This window comes from Pseudomonas laurylsulfativorans, from assembly GCF_002906155.1.
GTDB classification, from domain to species: Bacteria; Pseudomonadota; Gammaproteobacteria; order Pseudomonadales; family Pseudomonadaceae; genus Aquipseudomonas; species Aquipseudomonas laurylsulfativorans.
This window is the reverse complement of record NZ_MUJK01000001.1, coordinates 1,051,828-1,066,636: the sequence shown is the minus strand read 5'-3', so window position 1 is coordinate 1,066,636 and position 14,809 is coordinate 1,051,828. Positions and strand designations below refer to the sequence as shown.

10 protein-coding genes and 1 pseudogene are annotated in these 14,809 nt (G+C 58.9%); 6 read left to right on the top strand and 5 right to left on the bottom strand.

Translation table 11 applies throughout. From position 1 onward, the window contains the following. The first annotated feature begins 120 nt into the window (after positions 1-120). Positions 121-741 (top strand): TetR/AcrR family transcriptional regulator, encoded by a 621-nt coding sequence (locus B0D71_RS04680; protein ID WP_103393695.1) that lies wholly within the window; start codon positions 121-123, stop codon positions 739-741. A gap of 156 nt (positions 742-897) precedes the next feature. On the opposite strand, the gene preA is transcribed toward B0D71_RS04680, so the two are convergent. From preA to hydA, 3 genes are all read right to left on the bottom strand, one after another. Then, entirely contained in the window at positions 898-2,172 is a 1,275-nt protein-coding gene (preA, locus tag B0D71_RS04675; protein ID WP_103393694.1) for an NAD-dependent dihydropyrimidine dehydrogenase subunit PreA, read from the bottom strand. Further along, the gene (locus B0D71_RS04670) at positions 2,173-3,540 is read right to left on the bottom strand and encodes an NAD(P)-dependent oxidoreductase (RefSeq protein WP_103393693.1); all 1,368 of its coding nucleotides are present in this window, start codon (positions 3,538-3,540) and stop codon (positions 2,173-2,175) included. Positions 3,541-3,695: 155 nt separating this feature from the next. Then, a complete protein-coding gene (gene hydA / locus B0D71_RS04665; RefSeq protein ID WP_103393692.1) occupies positions 3,696-5,135 on the bottom strand; it encodes a dihydropyrimidinase in 1,440 nt (479 codons plus the stop codon). 540 nt (positions 5,136-5,675) lie between these two features. On the opposite strand from hydA, the gene B0D71_RS04660 reads away from it, so the two are divergent. The 5 genes from B0D71_RS04660 (at position 5,676) to B0D71_RS04635 (ending at position 12,981) form a co-directional block, all read left to right on the top strand. Continuing rightward, positions 5,676-7,160 carry an NCS1 family nucleobase:cation symporter-1 gene (locus B0D71_RS04660; RefSeq protein WP_103393691.1) on the top strand — a complete coding sequence of 495 codons (1,485 nt, stop codon included), beginning with the start codon at positions 5,676-5,678 and terminating at the stop codon, positions 7,158-7,160. Positions 7,161-7,308: 148 nt separating this feature from the next. Further along, positions 7,309-8,592, top strand: coding sequence for a Zn-dependent hydrolase (locus B0D71_RS04650; RefSeq protein ID WP_103393689.1), 1,284 nt, complete (start codon positions 7,309-7,311; stop codon positions 8,590-8,592). Between the two features lie 208 nt (positions 8,593-8,800). Then, positions 8,801-10,297 (top strand): helix-turn-helix transcriptional regulator, encoded by a 1,497-nt coding sequence (locus B0D71_RS04645; RefSeq protein WP_103393688.1) that lies wholly within the window; start codon positions 8,801-8,803, stop codon positions 10,295-10,297. Positions 10,298-10,478: 181 nt separating this feature from the next. Further along, positions 10,479-10,730, top strand: coding sequence for a DUF1652 domain-containing protein (locus tag B0D71_RS04640; protein ID WP_103393687.1), 252 nt, complete (start codon positions 10,479-10,481; stop codon positions 10,728-10,730). A 583-nt stretch (positions 10,731-11,313) separates the two neighbouring features. After that, positions 11,314-12,981 (top strand): hypothetical protein, encoded by a 1,668-nt coding sequence (locus B0D71_RS04635; RefSeq protein WP_205885963.1) that lies wholly within the window; start codon positions 11,314-11,316, stop codon positions 12,979-12,981. Positions 12,982-13,139: 158 nt separating this feature from the next. On the opposite strand, the pseudogene B0D71_RS04630 reads toward B0D71_RS04635, so the two are convergent. Together B0D71_RS04630 and B0D71_RS04625 are read right to left on the bottom strand one after the other, a co-directional pair. Continuing rightward, positions 13,140-13,682, bottom strand: a pseudogene (locus tag B0D71_RS04630) (IS4 family transposase); the annotation flags it as partial. A gap of 252 nt (positions 13,683-13,934) precedes the next feature. Beyond that, the gene (locus B0D71_RS04625; protein ID WP_103393686.1) at positions 13,935-14,702 is read right to left on the bottom strand and encodes an SDR family oxidoreductase; all 768 of its coding nucleotides are present in this window, start codon (positions 14,700-14,702) and stop codon (positions 13,935-13,937) included. Between the last annotated feature and the right edge of the window lie 107 nt (positions 14,703-14,809).

The following is a 14,809-nucleotide window of genomic DNA, read 5'->3' as shown; positions in this document are numbered from 1 at the left end:
CAGTTTCCAAGTGCGCTGAGTTTAGCTTTACGACAGCGGCTGTACGAAGTTTCGTTTTCCCTTGTCGCCGCAGTCCAGAGCGGATGCTAGTCTTGCTCAACGTTGTTGTCGGGGACCCGCATGGGCAATCACAAGATCGAGATTCGTCGCAGTAACGTCGAAAAAATTCTGCTGGGGGCGGAAAAGGTCTTCGCTGAAAAGGGCTTCGGCAGCACGGCCATGGCCGACATCGCCGCTGAAGTGCAACTGCCGCGTTCCAACCTGCATTACTACTTCAGCACCAAGACCGAGTTGTACAGCGCCGTGCTGTTCGACTTGCTGGAAGTCTGGAAGCAGGACGCGCTGTGTTTCGAGATGTTCGACGACCCACGCGTGGTGCTTAGCAGCTACATCCGCGCCAAGATGAACCATTCCCGCAGCCGGCCCTATGGTTCGAAAGTCTGGGCCAACGAAATCATCCACGGCGCGCCGACCCTCGGCGCAGCGCTGGACGCGAGCCTGTATGACTGGGCCAAGATGAAGGAAGCGAAAATCCGCCAGTGGGTGGACGACAAACGCATCCTGGCGGTGGAGCCGTCGAGCCTGCTCTACATGATCTGGGCCTCGACCCAGCACTACGCCGACTTTGATCACCAGGTGAACATTCTCAACGATCACCAGCCGCTGTCGGACATGCAGTTCGAAAAGGCGGTGCAGACGGTGACCAGTGTGATTTTGCGGGGGATTGGGTTGGAGCCTTGAGCTGTGTGTTGCAGTGGCCGGCCTCATCGTCGGAACGCCGCCCGGAGCAAGCTCGCTCCCACAGGGATCATTGGTGTACTCAGGATTGATGTACGACACAAAACCACTGTGGGAGCGAGCTTGCTCGCGATAGCGTCGGTTCAGACGCTACAGGACTCAAGGACTGACGTGATACGGATTCCTCGGATCATGATTCCAGTCCAGGAACGGCTTACCGGTCTCCACCGTCACCATCTCGATACAGTCCTGCACCGGGCAGGTGATCTGGCACAAGTTGCAGCCCACACACTCCTCATCGATCACTTGGTACTTGTGGGTGCCGTCCGCTTGCTTGAGGCTGGCGACGGCCTGGTGCGAGGTGTCCTCACAGGCAATATGACAACGACCACAACCGATGCAGGCTTCCTGGTCGATTTTCGCGATCACCTGATAGTTGATGTCCAGGTACTTCCAGTCCGTGGTGTTGGCCACTGCGCGGCCGGAAAATTCCGAAATGCTGGCGTAGCCCTGACTGTCCATCCAGCGTGACAAGCCGTCCTTCATGTCTTCGACAATCCGGAAGCCGTGCAGCATCGCTGCCGTGCACACCTGCACCGAGCCGCAGCCCAATGCAATGAATTCCGCTGCATCGCGCCAGTTGCCGATGCCACCGATGCCGCTGATGGGCAGGCCGCGGGTCTGCGGATCGCGGGCGATTTCGGCAACCATGTTCAAGGCAATCGGCTTGACCGCCGAGCCGCAATAACCGCCATGGGTGCTTTGGCTGCCGACCATGGGGTTGGCGACCATGCGTTCGAGGTTGACGCTGGTGATCGAGTTGATGGTGTTGATCAACGACACCGCATCGGCGCCACCACGGTGGGCGGCGCGGGCGGCAACGCGGATGTCGGTGATGTTCGGCGTGAGCTTGACGATCACGGGCAGCGAGCAATACGTCTTGCACCAGCGGGTGACTTGTTCGACGTACTCCGGCACCTGGCCGACTGCCGCGCCCATGCCCCGTTCCGGCATGCCGTGGGGGCAACCGAAGTTCAGTTCGATGCCATCGGCGCCCGTGGCCTCCACCAGCGGCAGGATGTGTTTCCAGGACTCTTCGACGCAGGGCACCATCAAGGACACGATCAGCGCGCGGTCCGGCCAGTCCTTTTTGACCTGGGTGATTTCCCGCAGGTTGATCTCCAGCGAGCGGTCGGTGATCAGTTCGATGTTGTTGAACCCCAGTACCTCCCTGTTAGCCCCGAAGTGCGCCGAGTAGCGCGACGACACGTTCACCGCCGCCGGGTCCTCACCCAGGGTTTTCCAGACCACGCCACCCCAGCCAGCCTCGAAGGCGCGAACCACGTTGTAGGCTTTGTCGGTGGGTGGCGCGGAGGCCAGCCAGAATGGGTTGGGTGCTTTGATGCCGGCGAAGACAATCGACAGATCGGCCATTTACGCAGCCTCCACGTTGAGCATCAGTTGAGCGTTGATCGCCTCGGCGGCGCGCTTGCCATGTTGCACCGCTTGCACAGTGAGGTCTTGATCGAGGTTGGTGCAGTCGCCGCCGGCATACACGCCGGGGATGCTGGTGCGCAGTTGTTCATCGACTTCGATGCGCTCGCCCTGACGCTTGAGCTCACGGGCCAGCGGATCGGCGAGGGCGCTGCCGTCGAAGGCCTGGCCAATGGCTTTGAAGATCGCGTCGGCGGCCAGTTCGAAGGTTTCGCCGGTGGTTTGCAGGCGACCTTCCACCAGCTGGGTGCGGGCGAAACGCATACCGCGCACGCGGCCGTGGTCATCGAGCAGCACTTCTTCGGGTTGCGCCCAAGTCATCAGCCGCACCTGATTGGCCTTGGCGATCTCCTGCTCGTGATGGGTGGCGCCCATGTCTTCGGCACCGCGTCGGTACACCAGATTCACGTCATGGGCACCGAGGCGGGCCATTTGCACGGCCATGTCGATGGCGGTGTTGCCTGCGCCGAGGACAATGCAGTGGTCGGCCAGAGGCAGTTGGCTCAGGTCATCGGCCTGGCGCAGTTCGCGGATGTAGTCGGTGGCGGCGAGCAGGCCGGGCGCGTCTTCGTTGGCCAGACCCAGTTGTTTGCTGGCGTTGAGCCCGAGGCCGAGGAACACCGCGTCGAACTGTTGATGCAGTTCACTGAGGGTCAGGTTGTCACCGAGTTTCTGTCCGTGGCGGATTTCGATTCCGCCGATCTCCAGCAAGAACTCAAGCTCCCGTTGCGCGTAGTCATCCACCAGTTTGTATTTGGCGATCCCGTACTCATTGAGGCCCCCGGCCTTTTCCCTTGCCTCGAAGATCACCACGTCATGCCCGTGCATGGCGCTGCGGTGGGCGCAGGACAAACCGGCTGGACCGGCGCCCACCACGGCGATGCGTTTACCGGTGGTGGCAGCACGTTGGAAGGGGTGCGTGCTGAAATGGGCGTTATCCACGGCGTAGCGTTGCAACAGGCCGATCATGACCGGCGCGCATTCGTGGGCGTTGTTGCGCACGCAGGCTTGCTGGCAAAGGATTTCCGTCGGGCAAACCCGGGCGCAACTGCCGCCGAGGATGTTGGCCGAGAGGATCTTCTGCGCGGCGCCTTGCACGTTGTCCTGCTGGATATTGCGGATGAACGAGGGAATGTCGATCTCGCTCGGGCAGGCATTCACGCAGGGCGCGTCGTAGCAATACAGGCAGCGTGAGGCTTCGAGATGGGCCTGGCGCTCGTTGAGCGGCGGCGCCAGATCGGTGAAGTGGCCGGCGAGGGCGGCCGCGTTTTCGTAGGGATGCGGGAGGTGGGTCAGGGTCTTGATCACGGTTTAGGCCTCACGGTTATTTGAGGTGCTGCCTCTGATGGGCATTGTTTTTTTGTTGGCTGTGATGACGCCATCGCTGGCAAGCCAGCTCCTACAAGGGGAAAGCATTCCAAACTGTAGGAGCTGGCTTGCCAGCGATAGGCCGAAGGCCGCTATCAGCGTTTCACGGCAACAGGCTTGTGCAGCTCAGCCCGCTTGCTCAGCAAATCAAACACCGCCGGGTACGCCGGCCGTTCGATGTAGCGCCCGGCGCCGCGCTCGGCCCGCAGGTCGCCATCGGCCCAGACCACGCGGCCCTGGCTGATGGTGTGGCTGGGCACGCCGCGTACGGTCTTGCCTTCGAAGATGTTGAAGTCCACCTGCTGGTGGTGGGTCTTGGCGGAAATGGTCCGCGTGCCTTGCGGGTCCCACAGCACCAGGTCGGCATCGGCACCGATGCGGATCGCGCCTTTGCGTGGGTAGAGGTTGAAGATTTTCGCTGTGTTGGTGGAGGTCAGCGCGACGAATTGCTGCATCGAAAAGCGTCCGCTGTTCACGCCTTCATCCCACAGCACCGCCATACGGTCTTCGATGCCGGCGGTGCCGTTGGGGATCTTGCTGAAGTCGTCGCGGCCAGCGGCTTTTTGTTCGGCGCAGAAGCAGCAGTGGTCGGTGGCGGTGGTGTGCAGGTTGCCCGATTGCAGGCCATGCCAGAGCGCCTCTTGATGGCCGCGAGGACGGAACGGCGGGCTCATCACGTAACCGGCGGCGGTTTGCCAGTCCGGGTGGCGGTAGACGCTGTCGTCCAGCAGCAGGTGCCCGGCCAGCACTTCGCCGTACACCGGCTGGCCCTTGGCCCGGGCGTAGGTGATTTCGTCGAGGGCTTCCTTGGTCGAGACATGCACCAGATACAACGGCGTACCCAGGGTTTCGGCGATGCGGATCGCACGGCTCGCGGCCTCGCCTTCAACCTGTGACGGTCGCGACAGCGGATGCGCTTCAGGCCCGGTGATGCCCTGGGCCATCAGCTTGCGTTGCAGGTGATACACCAGTTCGCCGTTTTCCGCGTGGACGGTCGGTACCGCGCCCAATTCCAGGCAGCGTTCGAAACTCGCCACCAGGGTGTCATCGGCGGCCATGATCGCGTTCTTGTAGGCCATGAAATGCTTGAAGCTGTTGACGCCGTGCTGGCTGACCAGTTCGGCCATTTCCTCGCGGACCTGTTCGCTCCACCAAGTGATGGCGACGTGAAAACCGTAGTCTGACGCCGACTTCTCGGCCCAGCCGCGCCACTGATGGAAGGCTTCGAGCAAGGATTGCTGCGGATTGGGAATCACGAAGTCGATGATCGAGGTGGTGCCGCCGGCGAGTCCCGCCGCCGTGCCGCTGTAGAAGTCTTCGCTGGCCACTGTGCCCATGAACGGCAGTTGCATGTGGGTGTGCGGGTCGATGCCGCCGGGCATCAGGTATTGGCCGCTGCCGTCGAGCACTTCGGCGTCTGCAGGAACATCGAGGTTTTCGCCGATGGCCTTGATCACGCCGTCAGCGCAATACACATCGGCGCGATAACTTTCATCATGGGTAACAACGGTGGCGCCACGGATCAACAGAGACATTCCGAGTTCCTCGCAGGCAATGACCGGCTTATGCCGGTTCTAGATGTTTTATATAAAAACAGCCGGTACAGAATAAATCCTGTCATTGCTGTCAGGATTAAACGCTAGCTGCACTTGTCCGAATCGGCAAGAATATTTTTTATAAGCTTATTCAGTTATTAACATATTGATAATTAAGGAATAAATACGGATATCACCAAAATGGTGAGGCCACTCACCATTTTGACGCACTTGACAGGATCGAAATATGGTCAAGATTTCCTATGTGAAATCAGCTGTTTGAGTAGGGTCTATGGTTGATGTGCAACCATTGAAAAAAGATCAACGCACCAGATTGAGTCCTGACTGTTCGGACAACTTGCCTGGCATTCGGCCTGAGTGGCCTGACAAATAGTCGAGTCAGCGAATAAACCTGATGAACATCAGTTGGTTGCAATGTGTTTATGGAACTGCCCGATGCGTAGTCGGGGTACTCGGCACGTTTATTGAAGTCGCCGATCCCTGATGAGCAACAATAATCAAAAGAACAGTGGAGCGGCCATGCAACAGATCAGATCGCAAGTGACCGAGCGCGACGGCTTGGTTGAGCTGGAAGCCGGCAACGATGTCCTCGACAGTCCCCGTTACAACCACGACATTGCACCGACCAAGGTGCGCGAACGCACCTGGAACAAATGGCACATCACCGCGCTGTGGGTGGGCATGGCGATTTGTGTGCCGACCTACACCCTCGGCGGGGTGTTGACTGCGTACTTCGGCCTGACCGTCGGCGAAGCACTGCTGGCGATTCTGTTCGCCAACATCATCGTGCTGATTCCCCTGACACTTAACGCCTTTCCCGGCACCAAGTACGGCATTCCCTTTCCTGTGTTGCTGCGCTCGTCCTTCGGCGTGCTCGGTTCCAATATTCCGTGCCTGATTCGCGCCCTGGTGGCGTGTGGCTGGTTCGGTATTCAGACCATGTTCGGCGGGTTGGCGATTCACCTGTTTCTCGGCTCGGTGTTCGAGGGGTGGAAGTCCCTGGGCGGCACTGGCGAGGTCATCGGCTTCATGGTGTTCTGGGCGCTGAACCTGTGGGTGGTGATCCGTGGCGCCGAGTCGATCAAATGGCTGGAAACCCTGTCGGCGCCACTATTGGTGCTGGTGGGGGTAGGCCTGCTGGTCTGGGCGATGCCCAACGTGTCGATGACCGAATTACTCGCGATTCCGGCCAAGCGTCCCGAAGGCGCCGGCGTGGCCAGCTACTTCGCGGCCGGGCTGACGGCGATGGTCGGCTTCTGGGCGACACTGTCGCTGAACATCCCCGACTTCAGCCGTTATGCGAAAAGCCAGAAAGACCAGATTGTCGGGCAGATCATTGGTTTGCCGCTGACCATGTTCCTGTTCGCGTCCCTCGGCGTGGTGATGACTGCCGCGTCGGTGAAACTGGTGGGGGTAACGGTGTCCGATCCGGTGACCCTGATCGGTCATATCCAGAGCCCGGTTTGGGTCGCACTGGCGATGGCGCTGATCATCATCGCCACGCTGTCGACCAATACCGCAGCCAACATCGTGTCGCCAACCAATGACTTCCAGAACATTGCGCCCAAAGCGATCAACCGCACCAAGGCGGTGATCCTGACCGGGCTGGTGGGGCTGGGCCTGATGGCCCATGAACTGCTGAAAAAACTCGGTCTGATCGTCTCGGACGTCAGTCTTGAAACCGTCTATTCCAACTGGCTGCTCGGCTATTCCAGCCTGCTGGGGCCGATCGCCGGGATCATGGTGGTGGACTATTTCCTGATCAAGAAACAGCAACTGGACCTTGCCGGCCTGTACCGCGATGACGTGTACCCGGCGTGGAACTGGTGCGGTTTCATTGCTTTCGGCGTGCCGGTGGCGTTGACGCTGCTGTCCCTGGGCAGTGATGCGTTCAGCTGGTTCTACAGCTATGGCTGGTTTACCGGCTCGGCGCTGGGTGGGGTGATTTATTACGGGTTGAGTGTGATGCGGCCTAACCCATCTGTCGCGAAATCTGCGGTGTGAACATTGGCCCCTTCGCTGGCAAGCCAGCTCCTACAGGGTTCTCGGGTGTTCACAAAACCTGTGGGAGCGGGCTTGCCCGCGATGGCGGCCTCAAGCTCACCAACCAATTGCCTGAAGAAACACACAAGAACAGCCTGAGGAGATCATCATGAACGCGGCCGTAGACGTTCTGCAGTCCAGCCTTCAGCACATCAACCGCGACCGCCTGTGGCAATCGCTCATGGAGCTGGCCAGGCTCGGCGCCACGGTCAAGGGGGGCGTGTGTCGCCTGGCCCTGACCGACCTCGATCGCCAGGCCCGGGACATCTTCGTCAAATGGTGCGAAGAGGCCGGCTGCACTGTCAGCATCGACGCCGTCGGCAATATCTTCGCCCGCCGTCCCGGGCGCAATCACGAGCTGCCACCGGTGATGACCGGCAGCCATATCGACACCCAGCCCACCGGCGGTAAGTTCGACGGCTGCTTCGGCGTGTTGGCCGGCGTCGAAGTGCTACGCACCCTCAATGACCTCAACATCGAAACCGAAGCGCCGCTGGAAGTGGTGGTCTGGACCAACGAAGAAGGCTCGCGCTTCGCCCCGTGCATGATGGGTTCCGGCGTGTTCGCGGAGAAATTCACCCTTGAGGAAACCCTGGCCAAGGTCGATGCCGATGGCGTGACTGTGGGTGAAGCACTGAATGCCATTGGCTATGCCGGCCCGCGTCAGGTCACCGGCCATGCCGTGGGCGCTTATTTCGAAGCCCACATCGAGCAAGGCCCGATCCTTGAAGACGAACGCAAGACCATCGGCGTGGTGATGGGTGCCCTCGGGCAGAAATGGTTCGACCTGAAACTGCGCGGCGTGGAAGCTCACGCCGGCCCGACGCCGATGCACCTGCGCAAGGACGCCCTGGTCGGCGCCGCGGTGATCGTCGGCGCGCTCAACCGCGCTGCCCTCAGCCATCAACCCCATGCCTGCGGCACCGTCGGGTGCCTGCAAGCCTATCCCGGCTCGCGCAACGTCATCCCCGGCGAAGTGCGCATGACCCTGGACTTCCGCCATCTGGAACCGGCACGCCTGGACTCGATGATCGCCGAGGTGCGTGAAGTCATCGAAACCACCTGCGAAGAACACGGCCTGACCTTCGAGCTCACCCCGACGGCCGACTTCCCGCCGCTGTACTTCGACAAGGGCTGCGTCGAGGCGGTGCGTGGCGCAGCCCAGGGCCTGGGCCTGTCGCACATGGACATCGTCAGCGGCGCAGGGCATGACGCGATCTTCCTCGCCGAACTCGGCCCGGCCGGGATGATCTTCGTGCCGTGCGAAGGCGGCATCAGCCACAACGAAATCGAAAACGCCGCGCCGGATGACCTGGCGGCCGGGTGTGCAGTGCTGTTGCGGGCGATGCTGGCGGCTTCGGCGGCGGTTGCCAAGGGCGAGTTGGCGGCTTGAACCCTGTGACGTGCGCCGAATTGTCGGTGCACGTCACAACGGGCAATTCTCAATCGTCATCCTGTTGAATGCCTCAATCAGTGGCGCAACACGACGTCGTCCAACTCCCAACCGGTCAATCTGCTGCAATCTATCCCACGGGTTTTCGCACGATCTGATACTCCGGCGGTCGTACTCTTCACAGGGTCAACATACTTGTGGAGGCGCAATGAGCCAGGACGTGCTGGCCACGGAAACCAATCGTCGCCAGTTGCAGCAGATCATCGCCGGCCTGTCCGATGGGGTGATTCTGCTCGACCCAGACCGGAGCATCCTGTGGGCCAACGAGGCGGCGCTGACGATGCATGGCGTCGAACAGGTCAGTGATCTGGGTGCCAACGCCGAGGCGTATACCAAACGCTTCGCACTGCGCTATCGCAACAATCATGTGGTGCCGGTCGACAGCTACCCGATCAGCCGGGTGGGCCGGGGCGAGACATTCAGCGATGTGCTGGTGGAATTGACCTCGGCGGCGGACGCAGAACGCAGTTGGGTCCATCGTGTGCGCAGCCTGGTATTGGCCGACAACCACGGCGAGCCGGAATCGCTGGTGCTGATCATGGACGATGTCACCGACTGGGCCAGCGCCGAGCAGCGCTTCGAGAAAACCTTTGCCGCCAATCCGGCACCGGCGCTGATCTGCCGCCTCAGTGATCTGCGCTACATCAAGGTCAATCCCGGCTTCCTCGAAATGACCGGCTACACGCGTGACCAGGTGATCGGCACCTCCGCCTATGAGCTGGACGTGTTGGAGCAGGCCGAAAACCGGGACCTGGTCAAACAGTGCCTGCGCGAGAGGGTGACCATTCCACAGATGCAAGCCGAGTTGCGCTTGCCCGACGGCGGCAGCAAACAGGTAATCGTCGCCGGCCAGCCACTGGAGCTCAACGACGAAGCCTGTATGTTGTTTTCCTTTGTCGACATGGCGCTGCGGCACAAAGCTGAAGTTGCCCTGCGCCAGAGCGAGGAGCGCTTTGCCAAGGCCTTTCGCCTGTCCCCGGTGCCGATACTGATATGCGGCGCGGCTGATCATCTGGTGCTGGATGTCAACGAAGCGTTCCTCGATACCCTGGGTTTTCCCAGTGGAGAGGTGCTTGGGATCAGCATTGCGCAGATCGATTTCATCGACGACAAAAACGCGCGCATCCGCCTGTTCGCTGCGCTGGAGAAAACCGGTAGCCTGGATCGCATCGACGTGCGTGTGCGTAGAAAAGACGGGGGGCTGATCGATTGCGCGGTGTCGGCGGGCACCGTGACCATTCAGGACCGCCGGTGTTTTCTGCTGGTATTGATGGACATCACCGAACGCAGGCGCACCGAGCTGGAACTGGTGTCGGCCATCGAGGAAGTGATGAAGGACGCCACGTGGTTCAGCCGCACGCTGATCGAAAAACTGGCTAACGTGAAGAGCGTCAATTCTGCGCAGTTGCCCGGCGGCTCCTTCACCGACCTGACCGCCCGTGAGCGCGATGTACTGGGCCTGATTTGCGAGGGTCTGGCTGACAAGGAAGTCGCCGCGCGCCTGAAACTCGCGCCGAATACGGTGCGTAACCATGTGGCTGCGGTGTATTCCAAGCTCGATATACATAGTCGCAGCGAGGCAATTGTTTGGGCGCGGGAGCGGGGGTTATTTTCTAGTGAGTGGCGGCCCAAGGGGCAGCGTTAAGGTGCAAATGCACTAATGCGCAGGGTGCAAATTCATGTGTTGACCTGGAGTATCGGCTCTTAGGCTGGGGAAGAGCAGCAGGTGTCCTTGAGTCATCTGCGTGCGCCCTTCGTTATCCGCAAAAGGAACGGCCCGCCATGAGCCAGTTACACGATGTATCAACCCGCCAGGCCCCATCGCCATGATTACGCTGGCACAGCTGCGGATGCTGATCGAACGCAGTTTTTCACCCTTGGCCTGCGAATGCAGTATCACGGGCAATCATTCGCTGACCGTAAAGCTCTACCACCCGGTTTCGGGGCAGGTGGACCTGGTGGTCAGTGGTCTGAACTTGAGTAGGTTGCAAACTACAGAATCAGTCGCTGCATTGATCGAGGAATTGCGCTACGAACTGGACAGCAATTCCCTGCAACACCCTGATCCGGTGATGTAAGAACTGCCAGCTTTTACTGGCATTGGCCACCGGCTGGGCTATAAATGATTCGCAGATATTTATTTTTGTGACAGGTGTGTGGATTTTACGCGCAGGTTTTGTTGTCACAAAAATGTGTCTTTCATTTATCGCGGGTCAACCTATGAACACTCTTGGGAAACGCGTTATCTCACCTTTGTCGCTGGCATTGTGCGTGGCGATCCTCGGCGGCTGCTCCAGTCCGCCCCCACCTCCAACAGTCACTCCACCACCTCCTGAACGTACCTGCCAGGCCATGGATAAAACCGACGTCCTGGGCGATGTACGGGGCGAAGACGGGCAGGTGACACGAGTCACCACCACGACTCGGTGCATTACCCAGTAAGCCAGTGTGACGGCCGCGTTGTTGAACGGCGCGGCCATGCTGAATGCTTTTTATTTCTGTCATTTCTGATAGTTGCTGCTATCAGGAACTCCTAAATAATTAAGAAATACACGTTTTTCACCAGCCTGCCTGTCATTTATGGTTGTTCTCGGTACATCGATTTTTCCTGATAGTTCATGGACTGTTTTTTATGTCCAACGCTGAAAAGGAAACGTCGTCATGACCATCGAATTAAACACTGCAACCGCAGCACCAAGTCCTTGGGAACAAGCCACGTTGTTGATCAACGGCCAAAAAGTGGAATGGGGGACGGAACTCGTTTTGTTCCGCGGGCAGGAGAGCGAAGTGACAGTGGAGGCTCCGCCGGAAATTGCCAGGGAACTCAATCTGGGGCTGGTTGAAACTGGCGGTTTGGAACCCGTGGCATCGCCTGGGTTTGGCGCTTGGGTGGCTCCCGTTAATGGCAAGTTCATTTGGAAGATTACGCCGGGCAATGGCAAGAGCGGTCGAATCACCCTGGTGTTTTTTAGCCGGGAAGTGGTGGAATCGTGGGAGCACCGAAGCCTGGTCATTTCGAGCAATCTGGCGGATGAGGCAGACGTGAGGGTTGGCGGCTTCTCCGTGCCTGTCGGGGGCAATTGGTTTATTCGGGATAAGGCTCAAACGGTCTCATTGGTCCCCAAATCAGGCAGCCCACTGGCCGGTCTTCCGGTCACACTGACCTGTGCAATCAAAAGTGGCCTCGGTATCTCCGACGTGGTGAGTGCACCGGCCTTTGGCAGTGAGCAAACCACGTATAGCTGGGTAGTAACCGGGAAAACCAGAAGCGGCACCTTCCAGCTTGCGTTGGCGGGCAAGGGCATGACCACTCCGATTACCTTGGCTGTCAGCAAGTTGCTCTCGAGCAACCTGGCGGATGAGGCAGACGTAAAGATTGGCGGCGTCGCCGTGTCTGCCGGGGGTAATTGGTTTTTCCGGGACAAGGCGCAAACGGTGACGTTGACTCCCAAATCAGGTAGCCCGCTGGCGGGCCTTCCGGTCACGTTGACCTGTTTTGTCAAAGGCGGCCTCTTTCTAGACGACGTGGTGAGTTTTCCGGCCTTTGGAAGGGGGGGTACAACTTATAGCTGGACGGTAACCGGGAAAACCAGAAGTGGCAGATTTGAACTTAAGTTGGCGGGCGACGGTATGACCACACCGATTACCTTGGCAGACAGCAGGTTGTTGTCGAACAACCTGGCGGATGAGGCCGATGTGAAGATTGGCGGCGTCGCCGTGCCCGCCGGGGGTAATTGGTTTATTCGGGATAAGGCTCAAACGGTCTCATTGATCCCCAAATCAAGCAGCCCGATGGCCGGCCTGCCGGTCAAGCTGACCTGCGCCATTAAAAGTGGCCTTGATGTCGCCAACGTGGTGAGTACACCAGCCTTCGGCACTGAGCCAACTGCCTATAGCTGGGCAGTGACCGGGCACACCAAAAGCGGCACCTTCCAACTGGCGTTGGCGGGCAAGGGCATGACCACGCCAATTAACGTGACGATCAGCAAGTTGATATCGAGTAACTTGTCGGATGAGGCGGAACTCTATGTCGACGGGAGTTTGCCTCCCGCTGGTGATGTTGAGTTAGAAAGAGGCGTTCATCGGACAATCTCCTTAAGGGCAAAACCCAATAGCCCGATAGGCAGCTATCCATTGATGTTGAACTTCAATCGTGGCGAAATTCTACCCAGTGATGTCAGCTGTACTCCACGACTTGGGCAGGTGACAACCAGTCATTCCTGGCTTGTGGGTGCTAGTAACAGGACCGGGCGATTTGAATTGGTGGCGATGGACAAGGTTGGGGGAGAGATCCCTACTCAAATAAAGCTGAGTTGCCGAGCTATATGAAAAGTTTGAGCATCAGATAGAGAGCAGTCGACAAGGCTAAATGAAAAAAAGAAAGGCAGCCAATCGGCTAATGCCAGTCAGTTAAGCTGACTGGCATTTTTATTTTTGATCGGACACTTCGGCGATTTAAGTCTGATAGCGCGAGGATAAACGTGCTCCTCCCATCGCTGACTGTACAGATCAACGATTTCGTCGGACGGGAAGCGCAGCGGGTCGGCCATTGAGGTCAGGATCTGACACACCTTTCCCTTGACGGTTTTGCTCAGCAGTCGCGCGGTCAGGCGCTCCGGCAGCCCCGGCCATTGTTTGCGGGCCTGTGGCGAAGTACTTAACGAGACCACTGCATCCTGACGGCCCAAACGCTGAATCACTTCGTACTGCGCACCTTTGCGCAGTGGCATCAGCCAATGGCGCTCGGTGCCTGCTTGCTGCCATTGGTGCAGCAAACCCAAGGAGTAGAAGCCTCGATCAAACAGCGTCAGCGAGTGATCCGGTGTGGTTTCGATCAGTTGCTCCGCCAGTTTCATTTCGTTGATGCGATAGCCGTCAAACGCGCCGCCGATCAGCAAGTGACTGGTCAATTCCATTTGGCAAACCATGCGCACCTGAGGAAAACCAGTATCGCCATGCTGGTTGCTGGCGGAGTCGTAACGCGCACGGTTTTCCGGTGTATCGGGCGTACGCCAGACAACGCCGTCGACAGGGTTGCTACGCCTGCCTGCTCAAGTGCCAGCTCGACCAAAGAAGGGTCGAGTAAGGAATCCAATCCCTCGATGGTGTCGGGAGTGGAGGCGATGTTGTGGGTCAGTTCCAGTGCCGGAGCGAGACGCATAAAAAAATCCGATGCCAGTGTAGGCATCGGATTTTGATTTTTTGCGGCCAAAGGTCAAGCGAGAGGGCTTAACTGATCGGCATTAGCCAATCGGCTGCCTTTCTTTCATTCGCAAAGCGTATCAGGACAAGAAACCACCATCGACATTCAACGAAACCCCAGTGGTATAGCTGGAAGCATCGCTGGCGAGGTAAAGCACCGCGCCGGCCATTTCACTAGGATCCGCCACACGCTTGAGCGGAATCTGCTGCAGAGCAGTGTTCAGAATGGCTTCGTTTTTCACCAGCGCCGAGGCGAATTTGGTGTCGGTGAGGCCTGGCAGCAGGGCATTGCAACGAATTCCAAACTGCGCGCACTCCTTGGCAAACACCTTGGTCATATTGATCACCGCCGCCTTGGTGACCGAGTAGATGCCTTGGAAGATACCCGGCGAAACGCCGTTGATCGAGGCGACGTTGATGATGCTGCCGCCGCCGTTTTCGCGCATCAGCTTGCCGGCTTCGACCGACATGAAGAAGTAACCACGGATGTTCACGTCGACGGTTTTCTGGAAGGCGCTGAGGTCGGTGTCCAGCACGTTGCAGAACTGCGGGTTGGTCGCGGCGTTGTTGACCAGGATGTCGAGGCGGCCGAACTGTTCCTTGATGCCGGCGAAGACCTGGCTGATCTGCTCCATTTCGCCGATGTGGCAGGCGATGGCAGTGGCTTTGCCGCCGGCGGCGATGATCGCGTCGGCGACGTGTTGGCAGCCGTCGAGTTTGCGGCTGGAGACGATCACATGGGCACCTTGCTGGGCCAGCAGTTTGGCGATGGCTTCACCGATGCCACGGCTGGCGCCGGAGACGAAAGCGATCTTGCCGTCGAGGTCGAACAACTGAGTCTTGGACATGGGATTCCTTTATAAAAAGTCTTGTTATCGAGTCAAATGCCGGGGTGTCGCTGATGCTGTTTGGTAGGAGGGCGGCTTGCTGCGTTGGGTCAGTGAACGTGCGTTAT